Annotated in this window: 14 protein-coding genes; 10 read left to right on the top strand and 4 right to left on the bottom strand. The window is 35.1% G+C overall.

The genetic code is table 11. The features are described from left to right. Position 1: 1 nt before the first annotated feature. The 4 genes from mreC to rodA are packed head-to-tail and all read left to right on the top strand — an operon-like array spanning position 2 to position 4,525. Complete coding sequence (gene mreC / locus J4050_RS03920; RefSeq protein ID WP_208152644.1) at positions 2–823, top strand: rod shape-determining protein MreC; 822 nt, start codon at positions 2–4, stop codon at positions 821–823. Continuing rightward, the gene (locus J4050_RS03915; protein WP_208152643.1) at positions 816–1,322 is read left to right on the top strand and encodes a rod shape-determining protein MreD; all 507 of its coding nucleotides are present in this window, start codon (positions 816–818) and stop codon (positions 1,320–1,322) included. The genes mreC and J4050_RS03915 overlap by 8 nt, the downstream gene beginning before the upstream one ends. Next, positions 1,319–3,229 (top strand): peptidoglycan D,D-transpeptidase FtsI family protein, encoded by a 1,911-nt coding sequence (locus tag J4050_RS03910; RefSeq protein WP_208152642.1) that lies wholly within the window; start codon positions 1,319–1,321, stop codon positions 3,227–3,229. The genes J4050_RS03915 and J4050_RS03910 overlap by 4 nt, the downstream gene beginning before the upstream one ends. A gap of 15 nt (positions 3,230–3,244) precedes the next feature. Next, positions 3,245–4,525 carry a rod shape-determining protein RodA gene (gene rodA / locus J4050_RS03905; protein ID WP_208152641.1) on the top strand — a complete coding sequence of 427 codons (1,281 nt, stop codon included), beginning with the start codon at positions 3,245–3,247 and terminating at the stop codon, positions 4,523–4,525. A gap of 342 nt (positions 4,526–4,867) precedes the next feature. Here the strand turns inward: rodA and J4050_RS03900 are convergent, their stop codons facing one another. Next, positions 4,868–6,304 carry an NADP-dependent isocitrate dehydrogenase gene (locus J4050_RS03900; RefSeq protein ID WP_208152640.1) on the bottom strand — a complete coding sequence of 479 codons (1,437 nt, stop codon included), beginning with the start codon at positions 6,302–6,304 and terminating at the stop codon, positions 4,868–4,870. Between the two features lie 141 nt (positions 6,305–6,445). After that, positions 6,446–9,079 (bottom strand): valine--tRNA ligase, encoded by a 2,634-nt coding sequence (locus J4050_RS03895; protein WP_208152639.1) that lies wholly within the window; start codon positions 9,077–9,079, stop codon positions 6,446–6,448. A 189-nt stretch (positions 9,080–9,268) separates the two neighbouring features. Here J4050_RS03895 and J4050_RS03890 point away from each other — a divergent pair, with 189 nt between their 5' ends. Beyond that, entirely contained in the window at positions 9,269–9,691 is a 423-nt protein-coding gene (locus J4050_RS03890) for a DUF1573 domain-containing protein (protein ID WP_208152638.1), read from the top strand. A 33-nt stretch (positions 9,692–9,724) separates the two neighbouring features. Here the strand turns inward: J4050_RS03890 and J4050_RS03885 are convergent, their stop codons facing one another. Beyond that, the gene (locus J4050_RS03885; RefSeq protein ID WP_208152637.1) at positions 9,725–11,014 is read right to left on the bottom strand and encodes a retropepsin-like aspartic protease; all 1,290 of its coding nucleotides are present in this window, start codon (positions 11,012–11,014) and stop codon (positions 9,725–9,727) included. Positions 11,015–11,187: 173 nt separating this feature from the next. Here J4050_RS03885 and J4050_RS03880 point away from each other — a divergent pair, with 173 nt between their 5' ends. From J4050_RS03880 to J4050_RS03865, 4 genes are all read left to right on the top strand, one after another. After that, positions 11,188–12,378, top strand: coding sequence for a pyridoxal phosphate-dependent aminotransferase (locus tag J4050_RS03880; protein WP_208152636.1), 1,191 nt, complete (start codon positions 11,188–11,190; stop codon positions 12,376–12,378). Next, the gene (murB, locus tag J4050_RS03875) at positions 12,378–13,391 is read left to right on the top strand and encodes a UDP-N-acetylmuramate dehydrogenase (RefSeq protein ID WP_208152635.1); all 1,014 of its coding nucleotides are present in this window, start codon (positions 12,378–12,380) and stop codon (positions 13,389–13,391) included. The genes J4050_RS03880 and murB overlap by 1 nt, the downstream gene beginning before the upstream one ends. Before the next feature lie 191 nt (positions 13,392–13,582). Further along, entirely contained in the window at positions 13,583–14,116 is a 534-nt protein-coding gene (locus J4050_RS03870) for an RNA polymerase sigma factor (protein WP_208152634.1), read from the top strand. Between the two features lie 11 nt (positions 14,117–14,127). Further along, positions 14,128–14,922 (top strand): anti-sigma factor domain-containing protein, encoded by a 795-nt coding sequence (locus J4050_RS03865; RefSeq protein ID WP_208152633.1) that lies wholly within the window; start codon positions 14,128–14,130, stop codon positions 14,920–14,922. A gap of 61 nt (positions 14,923–14,983) precedes the next feature. Here J4050_RS03865 and aqpZ read toward each other — a convergent pair whose 3' ends face one another. Continuing rightward, positions 14,984–15,670, bottom strand: coding sequence for an aquaporin Z (gene aqpZ, locus J4050_RS03860; protein ID WP_208152632.1), 687 nt, complete (start codon positions 15,668–15,670; stop codon positions 14,984–14,986). Between the two features lie 133 nt (positions 15,671–15,803). On the opposite strand from aqpZ, the gene J4050_RS03855 reads away from it, so the two are divergent. Then, positions 15,804–16,007, top strand: a complete 204-nt coding sequence (locus tag J4050_RS03855) for a membrane or secreted protein (RefSeq protein WP_208152631.1) — start codon at positions 15,804–15,806, stop codon at positions 16,005–16,007. Position 16,008 lies beyond the last annotated feature (1 nt).

The raw sequence follows: 16,008 nt of genomic DNA, 5'->3' as shown, positions 1-16,008 counted from the left end.
AATGCAACAAATCATAAATTTTGTTATTCGAAACAAAACGTTTCTTTTGTTTTTGTTGCTATTTGGAGTTTCGTTTGCCCTGACCATCCAGTCTCATTCTTACCATAAAAGTCAATTTATTAATTCGGCCAATGTTTTAACTGGAGGAATTTACGGTACCATAAATTCTGTTGACCAATATTTTTCTCTCAAAACTCAGAATGAAGTACTAGCTGAGGAAAACAAACGCCTTAGAGAACAACTTCTAAACACATTAGCAGATTCTAGCAATACCTCTATAGATTCTATTTTAGGTGACCAAAGATATCGTATTACAACAGCAGATGTTTATAAGAACAGCTACGCTTTAACTAACAATTATCTTACATTAAACAAGGGAACCAAAGATGGTATACGTTCTGATTTTGGAGTAATAAATTCTAAAGGGATAATAGGAATAATTGACAATACAAGTAACGGTTACTCTACTGTATTATCAATTTTGAATAAAAAAAGTCGGATTAACGCTAAACTAAAATCTACAAATCATTTTGGCTCTTTAACCTGGAAGGGCATATCTCCAAATGTTATGGAACTTGTTGACGTTTCTAAATTTGCACCTGTAAAAGTTGGCGACACCATTGTATCTGGCGGACAATCCGCTATTTTTCCTAAAGGCGTTGAAATTGGTTTAGTAGAAAGCTTTACTACGGACATTGGTGGAGACACCTATCTCATAGACGTTAAGTTGTTTAATGATATGACTAATATTGGAAAAGTATATATCATCGAAAATACGGATAAGGAAGAAATTGAATCTTTAGAATCCAAAGGCAATGAATAGTTCTATCGGCCTTCATATTATAAGGTTTGTTACCTTAATTCTTTTGCAAGTTGCCATTTTTAACAACATAAACTTTCTTGGTTATATTAATCCGTATGTGTATATCATTTTTATTTTTTTATTTCCAATAAGAGATAACAGGCTTATCTTATTGCTGGTAAGTTTTGTTTTAGGGATGGCCTTGGATATGTTTCTTGATTCTGGTGGCGTCCATGCCGGTGCATCAGTTGTTTTAGCCTACAGCCGGCCTATTCTATTGAAATTTTCTTTTGGGATGCTTTACGAACATCAAAGTGTTAATTTTAATAATTCTGAGATTGGAAGTTTAATTAGCTATGTCGCAATTGGTACTTTATTGCACCATCTGGTACTATTTTCGTTAGAAATTTTTAACATAGGTAGTATATGGCTAATATTAAAAAAGACGTTATTTTCTAGTATATTCACCTTAATAGTGTCTATTCTTATAATAATCTTGTTCAGTCAGAATCGTAAATGAGAAAACTCCTACTCGTAACCTCGGCAATTGCAGTTGGCCTTATTTTTTTGGTTCGCTTGTTCTATCTTCAGGTTTATAATAGCGATTCATTTAATATTCTTGAGGATACAGCTATTAGAGCGGAGTATAACTATCCCAAACGCGGTTATGTATATGACCGAAACGGAAAACTTCTCGTTGCTAATCAACCTTCCTATGATGTAATGGTCATACCGAGAGAGGTGACTCCCTTGGAGCCGTCAGAAATTAAAGACTTCTGCAATTTATTAGGTATAACAGCTGAGGACTATGAAAAAAAATTAACAAAAGCCACGAATTATTCCCCTAGGTTGCCGTCTCCTTTTGTTCCACAATTATCAAAAGCAGATTATGCAGTTTTGCAGGAAGTGATGTGGAAGTATGAAGGCTTCTATATTCAAAAAAGATCGATGAGATCCTACCAAACCGACATTGGCGCCAATGTTTTAGGCGATATCGGTGAAGTAGGCCAAAAGGAGATGAATAAGGATTCTTATTACAAATTAGGAGATTTAATTGGAAAACAGGGCGTAGAAAAATCTTATGAAGATATTCTTAGAGGTGTCAAAGGGATACGTTTCATACAAAAAGACAGATTCAATAAAAATATTGGTCCATATAAAAATGGACAGTATGATACCCTGCCAAAACCAGGAAAAGATATTACAATTACAATAGATTCTGAGCTGCAGGCCTATGGTGAATTACTGATGAAACATAAGCGTGGTGGCATTGTTGCAATTGAACCTAGTAGCGGTGAAATTTTAGCTATGGTAACAGGGCCTAGTTATAATCCAAATTTGCTTGTTGGAAGAGAACGAAATAAAAATTTTTCACGCTTATTTAGAGACACGATTAACATGCCCACTTATGATAGAGGGCTACAAGCGCAGTACCCGCCAGGCTCACCCTTTAAGGTCATAAATGCCTTAATTGGTTTACAGGAAGGTGTTGTTGATGTTAATGATAGATTCTCTTGCCGCATGGGTTATTATTATGGAAGCAGAAAATTAACAGGCTGCCACCACCATCGTAGCCCTGTTGATATGAATCAAGGTATTTCACAATCTTGTAATGCCTATTTTGTTAATGTTTATAGACGAATAGTCGATAAATATGATGACCCAGGCGTTAGCATGAATAAATGGGCTGAGCATGCCAAAAGCTTTGGTCTCGGTAACTTTTTAAACAATGATCTATCAGTAGGCAGACCAGGAAGAATTCCTGATGGTGATTATTATGATAGAGCTTATGGTGATAATCGTTGGGGATCAACCTATATCGTATCTAATGCCATAGGACAAGGCGAAGTTGAAGCAACACCAATTCAACTTGCCAATATGGCGGCCGCAATAGGTAATAGAGGGTTTTATTATACACCACATATAATTAAAAATATTGAGAGCGATACCTTACCAAGCAACTTTACGGTACCAAAATACACTACCATAGATAAAGCGCATTTTGAACCTGTTGTAGAAGGCATGTTCGATGTTTATAACGAAGGGACCGCCAGTACCTTAAGAATTCCGGGAATAGAAATCTGCGGCAAAACAGGTACTGCAGAAAATTTCGTTAAAATAGATAACGTTAAGACCCAACTTACTGATCATTCTATTTTTGTAGCGTTTGCACCTAAGGACAATCCTTCAATCGCTATAGCCGTTTTTGTTGAAAATGGGTATTGGGGAAGTCGTTTCGCAGGCAGAATGGCCAGTCTCATGATAGAAAAATATATTAAGGGAGAAACCACTCGCAAGGATTTAGAAAATTGGATTTTCACCCATAGTTTAGAAAATGAGTACAAAAAACCGTATTCTGGTGAGCCGTTTAGAATCAATGGAGAAACCCAATTACAATTAATTGAGAACTACGCTCTCAAGGACTAAATTTTATTTATTTGAATGTATAGAGAAACCCAGAGACGCTTTCAATTCGATTGGATTATTATCCTAATATTCTTGCTCCTTGTTACTTTCGGTTATCTCAATATACTCTCAGCTTCACATGTTGGCGAAATCACAAGCTATTTTGACACATCACAACTTTATGGAAAACAACTAATATTTGTTGGTCTTTCTTTTGTTTTAATCATTTTAATTCTTTCTCTAGAAGCCAAATTTTATGAGCGATTTGCTAGTATTATTTATTTAGTTGCCATTCTTGCACTCATCGGTTTGTTTATTTTTGGCAAAGATGTAAATGGTGCAAGATCATGGTACGGTATAGGTAGTATGACTATCCAACCAAGTGAATTTGCAAAGTTTGCAACCGCCTTGGCTGTTGCTAAATATATAAGCGACATACAAACTAATATGAAAACCCTTAAAGACCAAGTGAGGGTAGCCGCCATTATCTTTATCCCCGCTTTATTAATTCTCCTCCAAAATGATGCAGGCAGTACTATTGTTTATCTGGCATTCTTCTTCGTTTTTTATAGAGAAGGACTACAACAAGTCTATCTAATCGTGGTGCTTTCATTAATCCTGCTTGCCGTTTTATCCTTAAAGTTTGGTGTTACAATCACGAGCCTAATTGCTGCAGTTGTATTGCTCTCAAGATACTTTCTCCGAAAAAAGAAACGAAGCTCTATAATTCAATACATACTTGTACTAGCATTAGCAATTGGTTTTTCATTTGGAGTAAAGCTTTTCTACCAACATGGACTCAAAGTTCATCAACAAAATAGAATTAGTCTTTGGTTACGGCTGGAGAAAGACCCTTTAAAATTAGAACAAATGAAAAAGGCTGAAGCTTATAATCTCATTCAGTCAGAGCAAGCTATTAGCTCTGGTGGTATAACCGGCAAGGGCTTTTTACAGGGCACAAGAACTACTGGAAAGTTTGTCCCTGAGCAAGAAACGGACTATATCTTTAGTACTGTTGGTGAGGAATGGGGCTTTTTAGGAAGTAGCTTTGTCATTATTTTGTTTGTAGCTTTAATCGTAAGGATTCTTTATTTGGCAGAGGCTCAAAAGTCACAGTTTAGCCGTGTTTATGGCTATGGTGTTGCATCTATACTCTTTGTGCATTTTACGATTAATACAGGTATGGTTATGGGATTAATTCCCACGGTTGGTATTCCTCTGCCCTTTTTTAGCTACGGTGGCTCAGGACTATGGGGCTTTACAATCTTGCTGTTTATCTTCGTTAAATTAGATAGTAACAAAATCAATGAATGGTAGTATTAGCTCAACATAGCCATACACTCAATTCATTATTTACACTTACACGATGATATTTTTTGACCTTAAGAGTTAGGTCATTAAATAAAAAGACACCAAAGACAGCCTTGCACAGCAATAATACTAATCAAATTACTTTAATTTTATGGTTTATCTGTGTCATCTAAGCACAACGATTCACAGAAGCAGAATAATTAGTATGTAACAACCTATGAAAATTTACCAATCCTGTGCATAACGCTATCACGGTGTCCTTATTTTTTTATTTACATCCCAAGAAGACCTTTTTAACTAACTCAAATGCCCTTGGGATGTAAATGTATTTCAATATGTCAAAAAGGCCTACTGACCCTGACCTAAAGAGTATCCTCTAACACCATCAAACGTATATAGGTTTTCTGTTTTGATAGCATCAATTCCACTTTCTTCGGCCTTAGTTAATACCTCAATAATATCTGCCTTAGTTGGTGCTTTACCCTCTACGGCCTTAAAACGACAACGCCAGTGATCCGTACAAAAAGTTTCGTCGAAACCATTTGGCCAAACTTTTACACCTCTATTGGTTATCATAGTAAGGTTAAGAACCTCGGTATTCATATTTTGTAATTTTTCGCCTATGACATCTGGGTCTGTACCTTCCCAATCCACAAAAACATCAACACCTTCTAGTACTTTTTCAGCTCTAGGTCTACGCGTGTGCTTAGGGATTTCTATAGCTCCTGCATTCTTAAATTCTACCTTCTTAAGATGCTGTGGCACCTCGCCTATGTTGGCAATAACCGCATCGGCAAACTCTTTGGTACCTACTTTTTTGGTACTTACCTTTTCATCATAAACATCATAGGTATGAACACCATCTTCCATAGTTTTCAACCAAGCATTTTGAACTTTAGCCGCAATATCGGATTGTCCAATGTGCTGCAACATTAAAATTGCACCTTGCAATAAACCTGATGGGTTTGCCATATTTTGGCCAGCTCTTCTTGGAGCAGAACCATGAATTGCTTCAAACATCGCATGGTCATGTCCAATATTTGATGAACCCGCAAGACCAACAGATCCTGTAATTTGGGCTGCCACATCTGAAAGTACATCACCATAAAGGTTAGGCATAACGATTACATCGAAAACTTCTGGAGAATCAGCCAATTTTGCTGCACCTATATCAACAATCCAGTGCTCGTTTTCTATTTCTGGATATTTTGCTGCTATTTCATCAAATACTTTATGAAACAAACCATCTGTTTGTTTCATAATATTGTCTTTTGTAAAACAGGTCACTTTTTTTCTGCCAAATTTTTTGGCATATTCAAAAGCATAAGTCACAATTTTTTCGCAACCTGGACGGCTGATTAATTTTAAACACTGAACAACTTCATCTGTTTGTTGATGCTCAATACCTGCATATAAATCTTCTTCATTTTCTCTTACAATAACTACATCCATCTCTGGGTGCTTTGTAGCTATATAAGGGTGCAAACTTTTACATGGTCTAACATTTGCAAAAAGACCTAATGTCTTACGCGTTGTAACGTTCAAGCTTTTATAACCACCACCCTGAGGCGTTGTTATTGGTGCTTTAAGAAAAATCTTGTTTCTTCTTATGGTTTCCCAAGCCTCTTTGGAAATACCTGCCGTATTACCAGCTAAATAGACCTTTTCTCCAACATCAATCTCATCAATGTCTAATTGTGCTCCTGCTGCTTCTAAAATACGCAATGTGGCATCCATAATTTCTGGGCCGATACCATCGCCCTTCGCTACTGTGATTTTTGTCATAGGGTTGTTGTTTGCAATTACAAAGATGCATATCATTTTTCATATATTTTTATATATGTTTTTTATGATATGTATAATTGAAATTTATGATTAATAAATGTATAAATGATTAAATTATTCTCTACTCTAAGTTATTCTGCTCTAATTTTTTAAACTTTCTAAACTGTTTTTTAAGATCTCAATCTTTGCCAGCGCATCCGCTTCTTTCTTCTTTTCTATAGCTACAACCTGCTCAGGTGCGTTATTTACAAAACGCTCGTTAGATAATTTCTTCTGTACAGACTTTAAAAAACCATCTGTATAGTTCAATTCTTCAGTTAGTTTTTTAATTTCAGCCTCAACATCAATGCTACCCTCCATTGGAATAAAATACTCATTAGACTTTACTCTAAACGTTAGAGCACCTTCAACCGGTTCATTGACATAATTGAGGTATTCTAAATTTCCAAGCTTCATAATCACCTCATCAAATCTAGTTGATGCTTTTTCATTATTGATTACTGAAAATTCAATAGCATCTTTAAAGGCAATATTTTTCTGTTTTCTAATATTTCTAATACCTGAAATCACTTCTGTCGCAAAATCAAACTCTGAAATTAAATCTTTGTTTATTGGTTTAGTTTCTGGCCATTTAGCAATTATCAAGGCCTCCTCTGTTGAACGCTTTTTTATAGATTGCCAAATATCTTCCGTTAAGAAAGGCATAAACGGATGTACTATTTTTAAATTTTCCTCGAAAATAGTCATTACCTCGTCATAAGTGATTCTATCAATAGGTTGTTGATAGGCTGGTTTGACCATTTCTAACATCCAACCGCAAAAATCATCATAAATTAACTTATAAATAGTCATTAAGGCATCGCTTAGCCTGTACTTACTAAAATGGTCTTCGATATCAACTAATGCCGCTTGAAATTTAGCTGTATACCATTCCAAGGCAATCTTGCTACAATTGGGCTGTTCTATATCAGAAACCTCCCATAAATTAGTTAATTGAAAAGCGTTCCATATTTTGTTTCCAAAACCTCTACCTTGCTGGCAAAGCGCTTCATCAAACATTAAATCATTTCCAGCTGCCGAACTCAACAATAGTCCTACTCGGACACCATCTGCACCGTAATCTTCAATTAGTTTTAATGCATCTGGAGAGTTGCCAAGAGATTTAGACATCTTACGCCTTTGCTTATCTCTAACCAGCCCAGTAAGATACACATTATGAAAAGGTTTTTCTCCTCTGAACTCATAACCAGCAACAATCATCCTAGCCACCCAAAAGAATAAAATATCCGGACCGGTAACCAAATCATTGGTTGGGTAGTAATAATTAATTTCCTTATTATCAGGATTCCTAACACCATCAAAAACACTAATTGGCCATAACCATGATGAAAACCATGTATCTAAAACATCAGAGTCTTGTCTTAAGTCTGAAATTTTCAAATTTTCATTAGATGAGAGGTTTTTGGCTTGTTCTAATGCTTCCTCCTTAGTTGATGCTACTACAAAATTTTCTTTTCCGTCTCCATAATAATAAGCTGGTATTTGCTGACCCCAAATTAATTGACGAGAAATATTCCAGTCTCTAATATTCTCCATCCAATGACGGTAAGTGTTTTCAAATTTCTTTGGAAATAACTTTATAGAATTCGTTTCTAACACAGCTTCGAGTGCTGGCTTAGCCAAATCTTCCATCTTAAGAAACCACTGATCACTTAATCTTGGTTCAATTATCGCTTTAGTTCGTTCGGAAATACCTACCCTATTGGTGTAGTCCTCGACCTTAACTAAAGCATCTAATTCCTTTAGCTCTTTAACAATAGCCTTACGGACTTCAAACCGATCTCTACCCTTGTAATGTAAACCATAAGAGTTTAGAGTGGCATCTTCGTTAAAGATATCGATGACCTCTAAACCGTGTTTGTCTCCTAGGGTTTTATCGTTTTCGTCATGAGCTGGTGTTACCTTTAAGCAACCTGTCCCAAATTCCAAGTCTACATAATCATCTTCAATTATAGGCACCACTCTATCACAAATAGGAACAATTGCTCTTTTCCCTTTAAGGTTTGTGTGACGCTCGTCTTTTGGATTAATGCATATGGCTGTATCACCTAGCAAGGTTTCTGGCCTTGTAGTTGCAATGGTTAATACCTCTTCCGAATCTTCAATTTTGTAATTTATATAGTATAGTTTCCCTTGCTTTTCAACATATTCAACCTCCTCATCAGACAAGGTTGTTTTGGCTTCTGGATCCCAATTAACCATTCTATAACCACGGTAAATCAAACCCTTTTTATAAAGATCTATAAAAACTTTAATAACCCCTTCCGACATATCGTCATCCATGGTAAATTTGGTTCTGTTCCAATCACAGGAACAACCAAGTTTTTTGAGTTGCTCTAAAATAACGCCACCATATTCTTCTTTCCATTCCCAAGCATGCTTTAAAAACTGCTCCCTCGTTAAATCATTCTTATCTATGCCTTGTGACTTTAATCTGGCGACAACCTTAGCTTCAGTTGCAATTGAGGCATGGTCTGTACCAGGAACCCAACATGCGTTTTTACCCAAAAGGCGTGCTCTTCTAATAAGCACATCTTGGATTGTATTATTTAGCATATGTCCCATATGCAAAATACCTGTAACATTAGGAGGAGGTATTACTATAGTATAAGGCTCTCTATCATCTGGTTCCGAGTGAAAGTAACCATGTTCCATCCAGTAGTCGTACCATTTACTCTCAACTGCATGGGCACTATATTTAGATGGGATTTCCATATTTTGGTATTATTTTTGCTAAATGGATGACAAAAGTACTTATATTTCTTTTTTTGAAAAACTTATTCGTGCATGAAACGTATATTAATTAGTTTTAATCCATGTTAAATAATGTGTTATACATCTAATTAATTTTGTTGAGATAGAAAAAGTAAGTAGTTTTAACATAACAAACGAAATTTTAAAGTGATGAAAAATTTAGTAGTAGTATTAGTTAGCATTTTTACCCTTGGAGCCTTTGCTCAAGAAAAAGTAGCTAAAATTGAATTTAAGACCAATGTGATTGACTATGGCACCATCGAAAAAGGATCTGATGGCGTTAGAGTATTTGAGTTTACAAATACTGGTAATGCACCATTAATCATTTCTAATGTAAAATCTACATGCGGTTGCACCGTACCTAAGAAACCAGAAGGTCCAATAATGCCTGGTGAAACAGGTGAAATTCAAGTAAAATATGACACTAAACGCGTTAACCCAATAAGAAAGACCATTACTGTTTTCTCTAACGCAGACACGCCAACCGTAGCCTTAAAGATTAAAGGGTTAGTTGTTGATTCTAATAAAACCAGTGTATTGGAGAAAAAGTCTAAAAGTATGATTGAGCAATAATTATACTTAGATTATAATATTAGTTACAAGCCCTCAATCAGTTGAGGGCTTATTTTTTTTGAAAGCATCATCCAACTTAAATTTAAAAACCATTTCTACACCTTGGCGTTCAATCTTAAGCCTTATAGTTTTTCCCGTTTTACCATGAAACAACTCATTGATTTCTGAAAGCTTAAATTCGTAGGCTTTTTTATTGTTAACTCCAATTAAAACGTCTCCTTTACGAAGTCCCTCAGCGTAAGCATTAGAGGTTTCTCGTATTTCAACAATCTCATAAGCTGGTCTTACAGAAGTCATGTAGTTAACAACCTGATTAATGCTTACAGCACTGCTATTTTTATTCTTATTAATGATTGGAACGTTTATTTCTTCCCTAACGAACATTATTCCGTTATGCTCAAGTACAATACCACTATTGTTATATGTAAAAGAATTTTTAAAAGAACCATTCTTTTTTAAGTAAAGCACTGAATTACCATAGTCAAAGAAGTAATTAAACCTTTTAAGAATCTCACCTCCAACAGAGCCATTTCGCTCTTTATAAATTTTAGTTACATCAACAGATGATGAGTCAGGAAATGCCACGTTCGCATTTTCAAATTTAAAATTACCGATTTCAAATGCCTTCACCCTTGACCTTTGTCCATAAACCGAACCGCTTAAACCTTTACCCAAATAGTCATCAAAGACCAATTCCTCATTAGGATAAATTCCCCTGTTTACATCCTCAAAGAGCCATAGTGCATCACTACTTCCTGTATCCATCAATAGTTTAATTATTTTAGTATCGTTATGTAAGGTAACCTTGGCTTTTAGATATGGCTTTTTATTATATATGTCTAACGGAAGTTGAGTCCATTTCCTACTCGTCTTTCTTTTAAACTCATTTGGTTTATGTAACCTTATATACCGAGAGCTGTAATTGAGTTCTACTATAAAATCTTTAAAAATATCATAGCCAATAATACCGTGAACTAAAACACCCAATCGTGGTGTAAAACTTATATCATCATCGTAAACTACATACAAATCTTTATTGTACAACGTGGCATCACCAATTTTAAACGAATTACCTGAAGACTTTAATGCCTCTAACTTACCATCACCACCTAAACCATATAAAAAAAAAGTTTTGGTGTTTTTAAGACCGACCGAATCTGTCTCAGCAATATTAAAAAGTATGGGTTTACTAACACCAGTATCCAAGACGAATGATAACAAAACATTATTAACCTTCATTGGAATAATAATGAGATTATTAATGAGTTCAAAGTTAATCTTCTTGCTATTGCTCTCTTGCATATAATATCTGTCCTGTGCCAAACCGCAAAAAGAAAAAGAAATAAAAAGTAAAAGGATAATATTACGCCAAGACAATTTCAATTATTTTTGTATTTATAAAAGATACAAATCTTAAATCAAGCTCTAAGTGTCATCTTCATTTTTTAGTGAAAATTTAAGAATTAAAAAATCAACCGTTAGCTAAACAAACAACAATGCCATCAATTTCAAGAAAAGGTACAAAAATGCCAGAGTCTCCAATACGGAAGTTGGTACCTTATGCTGAAGAAGCAAATAAAAAAGGGAGAACTGTTTATTACCTAAATATTGGTCAACCAGACATTAAAACACCTTCAATTGCTCTGGATGCCGTGAAAATCCACTCATTAGATGTACTTGCCTATTCTAGATCAGAAGGTGCAGAAGAATACCGAAAGAAAATTGCTAAGTATTACTATAATAATTCTATTGAAGTTGATTATAGCGATATTATAGTTACCACAGGTGGTAGTGAAGCGCTATTGTTTGCTTTTGGAAGTATTATGGATGAGGATGATGAAATAATAATCCCGGAACCTTTTTATGCGAACTACAATGGTTTCTCAATTGCCTCTAGCATTAAGGTCGTCCCAGTAATTTCTAATATTGATGATAATTTTGCCCTCCCTCCAATTGAGGAATTTGAAAAACTCATTACACCCAAAACTAAGGCTATTTTAATTTGTAATCCAGGAAATCCTACGGGCTATCTTTACTCTAGAGAAGAGATAAAAAAACTCGCAGAAATTGTTAAAAAACATGACCTGTTTCTTATTGCCGATGAAGTTTATCGCGAATTTGTTTACGATGGTGTTTCCCATTATTCAATTCTTCAAGAAAGTGGTCTTGAGGACTATGCTATTGTCATTGATTCTGTCTCTAAACGTTATAGCATGTGTGGCGCTAGGATTGGCTATCTAGTCTCAAAAAATAAAGCTGTGATACAGACCGCTTTAAAATTTGCACAAGCACGATTAAGCCCTCCCACATTGGCTCAAATAGCTGCTGAAGCCGCATTAGAAACACCTCAGAGTTATTTTGATGAGGTAAAAGAAGAATATGTGAAGCGACGAGACGTACTCATTGAAGAACTTCAAAAAATACCTGGGGTGAAGGTGGCAAAACCTAATGGTGCGTTCTATTGTATTGCTGAACTACCGGTTAAGAGTGCAGAAAATTTTGCGCGCTGGCTTTTAGAGTCCTTTGAATACAACAACAATACTGTAATGGTCGCTCCTGCTACTGGTTTCTATTCTACACCTGGTGTTGGACTAAATCAAATACGAATTGCTTATGTACTTAACGAAAATAGTTTGAAAATAGCCGTAGAGGTAATTGCAGAAGCTCTTAAAGTTTATAAAGATTAATGCCTATTCTTCAAAATGTCCCTTTACGCAACTTAAATACTTTTGGCATTAACGCCAACGCAAAAGAATATTGTAATATTGCTACCGAAGATTATCTTAAAAAAGTACTAACCGATAATGCCCAAAAATCCTTATTTATACTTGGAGGTGGCAGTAATATGCTCCTTACGAGAGATATTAATGCCTTAGTTTTACACATAAACCTAAAAGGTATTGAGGTAATCGAAAACCATGAGAATCATGTCATTGTTAAGGCAATGGCTGGTGAAAATTGGCACGATTTTGTGTTGTGGTGCATTTCCAATAACTACGGTGGTGTAGAGAATCTATCACTTATTCCTGGTAATGTTGGTACAGCACCAATACAAAACATAGGTGCTTACGGAGTTGAACTCAAAGATACATTGGTTAGCTGCACTGCAGTACATATAAAAAACAAAACAACCCAAGTATTCAGTAATGAAGAATGCCGGTTCGGCTACAGAGAATCTGTTTTTAAAAATGAATTAAAAGGTGAATTTATTGTTACTAGCGTCAATTTTAAGTTAACGACATCCAATCACAAAATAAATATAGATTACGGCGCCATCAAACAAGAGTTGAAGGCCCACAACATTGAAGACCCTAGTATAAAAGATATTTCAAATGCTGTAATAACAATTAGAAAAAGTAAATTGCCTGACCCTAAAGTAATAGGCAATAGCGGAAGTTTTTTTAAAAACCCTGTAATCTCACAATCTCATTATAAGGAACTTCAAAACAATTTTGAAGATATACCGTCTTATCAGATTTCGGAAACAGAAATTAAAATACCTGCTGGCTGGTTAATTGAAAAAGCAGGTTTTAAAGGAAAACGATTTGGCAACTATGGCGTTCACAACAAACAAGCATTAGTTTTGGTTAATTATGGTAATGCAAAGGGTAGTGATATTTATGACTTGGCAAAGCTTATTCAGAAAACTGTTTTAAGGCTTTTTGAAATTAATATTGAAACCGAAGTCAATATCATATAAAAAGCCGCATTAATTGCGGCTTTTAGTTATAGAATAATTTTTGTTGAAAATGCTATTAATCAATCCTGTAAAGAAGAAAAATTATTCTAAATAATATTATATTAGACCTTTAACTAAGGTTTATGATTTAAATACGAACAAAATCGGACTTTGGATTACCTTGTTATATAAAAACCGAAAACTTTAACATTTTGAGCAGTTCACCAATAGAGAAAAAAATAATCGATTATCTAGAGCATGGAGACAAACGCGCTTTGAATCTGCTTTACGAAAATTATTCAACTAGTCTTTATGGTGTAATATTAAAAATCACTCAAAATGAAGAAATCGCTGAAGACGCCCTTCAAGAAACATTTATTAAAGTATGGCGTAATTCTGGCAAGTACGATTCTTCAAAAGCTAAATTATTTACTTGGTTGTTTAGAATTGCGCGCAATACGGCCATAGATAAATTGAGAAGCTTTAATAATAGATATCAGAAAGAAGTCCAAATTGACAAATCAAACGTATATATATTACCAACAAGTGATTTAAATCAAGATGTCATGGACATTAGAGAGCATGTTGGAAGACTAGAGGAAAAGTATAAAATAGTATTAGACGCCTTGTTTTTTGAAGGCATGACCCAGCAAGAGGCAAGTGATGAATTAGGTATTCCTTTAGGAACAATAAAATCGAGATTAAAAATTGGGCTGCGTGAGCTTAAAAAAGTTTACGACCCATAAAATTTTAAGATATGGAAACAAAACTACATAGTTTTTTAAAATCTGATCTTCTACGTAAATATTTAGTTGGTGAGGCCTCTATGACCGAAACCCAAGAGGTAGAGTTTTTTATTTCTAACTACCCAGAAGCGGCCGAAGCGTACGAACAACTTCAAAATAATTTAGAAATCATTGCTAAGGCAGGTGCTAAAGACGTGCCTACCGATGTGCTTAAGCAAATATTAACGGCAATCGATGAGCCAGAGCCTTCACAAGTCATTAATTTGGTGCATAAAAGAAGAATATCATGGTATAGTATTGCAGCCTCTGCAGCGGCCATACTTTTTGCTTTTTCAACGTATATACTTTATCAAAAAAATCTTAATCTCAATGAAGAAAACAATATCGTGGTTGAAGAGATTTTTGATTTAAGAAGTGATATTGAGAAAAATAATTCGCGGTTATCAGAACTATCAGAACAATTAATGAAGCTTAACAACCCTGATGCAAAAAAATATGTGTTCAACGGAAATGACAGAGCCAAAAATCTAAAGACGGTGGCTTATATTAATCCAGTTGACAAAACATCAATGATTGATGTTATTACTTTACCACAATTGCCAGAAGAACAGCATTATCAAATCTGGGCAGAATTACAAGACAGAATGGTTAATCTTGGTATACTTGATGAATCCGATCGCAAACTAAAACAAATTCCTTATGTCGAAGATGCTTTAGCTTTAAGCATCAAGATTGGCAAAAAAGGCGAAGAAACAAATGAAAACAATGCCGATGTGGCCGAAATTTCTTTGAAGGATAATAAATAGTTTTAATAGAAAAATAAAAAAAGGCATCATAACTGATGCCTTTTTTTTATTTCAATGTTTTCTATTCTTTTTCAAAAAACGTCTTGTGTATTAAACCCCCAAGTATGGCACCACCTATTGGCGCAACCCAAAATAACCAAACTTGAGACATGTAAGCACCATCAGCAAAAATTGCTTGACTTAATGACCTAGCAGGGTTTACAGAAGTATTAGTAATTGGTATACTTATCAAGTGAATCAATGTTAAAGCCAAACCTATGGCTATTGGAGCAAATCCTTTTGGCGCTCTAGCATTAGTGCTTCCAAGAATCACTAATAAGAAAAATGCTGTTAAAACGACTTCAGCTACTAATGCCGACATCATATTATAACCATCTGGTGAAAGCTCATTATAGCCATTTGCAGCAAAGCCTCCAATAGAGTCAAATCCAGATTTACCAGACATAATAAGATACAGTACACCTGCAGCTGCAATGGCACCGACAACCTGAGCTAAAATATAACCGATTAAATCTTTAGCTTCAAATCGTCCACCAATCCATAGACCAACAGACACAGCAGGATTAAAATGGCCTCCAGAAATATGACCAACAGCATAAGCCATGGTTAAAACTGTAAGACCAAATGCAAGTGCAACTCCAACAAAACCAATACCTAAATTTGGTATACCTGCGGCATAAATGGCACTTCCACAGCCACCAAATACCAGCCAAAATGTTCCGAAAAACTCAGCAAATAATTTTTTCATAATAAAATTGAATTAGTTAGTAAATTGTAAAAATCTTTTAATTAAGACACAACGAACAATAGGTAAGTCACAGAGAAATGGGAACGAAAGTAAAGGAAAAGCCTTATCTTTGCATCTAAATTTAAGCAATTAAATGGAATTATTATTTCTTACACTTGGATTATTAGCTTTAGCTATTGCCGGTATTACCATAAAAATTTGGGCAAAGAAAGACGGTAAATTTGCCGGAACTTGTGCAAGTCAAAACCCAATGTTAAATCAAGACGGTGAGGCTTGCGGATTCTGTGGCAAAACACCAGACGAATATAAAGACTGTAAAGAACCTCAACACTCCTAAA

It is taken from the genome of Winogradskyella pelagia (assembly GCF_017581965.1).
Classification (GTDB): Bacteria; Bacteroidota; Bacteroidia; order Flavobacteriales; family Flavobacteriaceae; genus Winogradskyella; species Winogradskyella pelagia.
The sequence above is the reverse complement of the archived record's forward strand: the minus strand, read 5'-3'. Positions and strand labels throughout refer to the sequence as shown.

What these genes read in the sequence shown, in the direction of transcription:
- mreC (WP_208152644.1), top strand. Translation starts at nt 2, where the DNA reads ATGCAACAAATCATAAATTTTGTTATTCGAAACAAAACGTTTCTTTTG.
- J4050_RS03915 (WP_208152643.1), top strand. Translation starts at nt 816, where the DNA reads ATGAATAGTTCTATCGGCCTTCATATTATAAGGTTTGTTACCTTAATT.
- J4050_RS03910 (WP_208152642.1), top strand. Translation starts at nt 1,319, where the DNA reads ATGAGAAAACTCCTACTCGTAACCTCGGCAATTGCAGTTGGCCTTATT.
- rodA (WP_208152641.1), top strand. Translation starts at nt 3,245, where the DNA reads ATGTATAGAGAAACCCAGAGACGCTTTCAATTCGATTGGATTATTATC.
- J4050_RS03900 (WP_208152640.1), bottom strand. Translation starts at nt 6,304, where the DNA reads ATGACAAAAATCACAGTAGCGAAGGGCGATGGTATCGGCCCAGAAATT.
- J4050_RS03895 (WP_208152639.1), bottom strand. Translation starts at nt 9,079, where the DNA reads ATGGAAATCCCATCTAAATATAGTGCCCATGCAGTTGAGAGTAAATGG.
- J4050_RS03890 (WP_208152638.1), top strand. Translation starts at nt 9,269, where the DNA reads ATGAAAAATTTAGTAGTAGTATTAGTTAGCATTTTTACCCTTGGAGCC.
- J4050_RS03880 (WP_208152636.1), top strand. Translation starts at nt 11,188, where the DNA reads ATGCCATCAATTTCAAGAAAAGGTACAAAAATGCCAGAGTCTCCAATA.
- murB (WP_208152635.1), top strand. Translation starts at nt 12,378, where the DNA reads ATGCCTATTCTTCAAAATGTCCCTTTACGCAACTTAAATACTTTTGGC.
- J4050_RS03865 (WP_208152633.1), top strand. Translation starts at nt 14,128, where the DNA reads ATGGAAACAAAACTACATAGTTTTTTAAAATCTGATCTTCTACGTAAA.
- aqpZ (WP_208152632.1), bottom strand. Translation starts at nt 15,670, where the DNA reads ATGAAAAAATTATTTGCTGAGTTTTTCGGAACATTTTGGCTGGTATTT.
- J4050_RS03855 (WP_208152631.1), top strand. Translation starts at nt 15,804, where the DNA reads ATGGAATTATTATTTCTTACACTTGGATTATTAGCTTTAGCTATTGCC.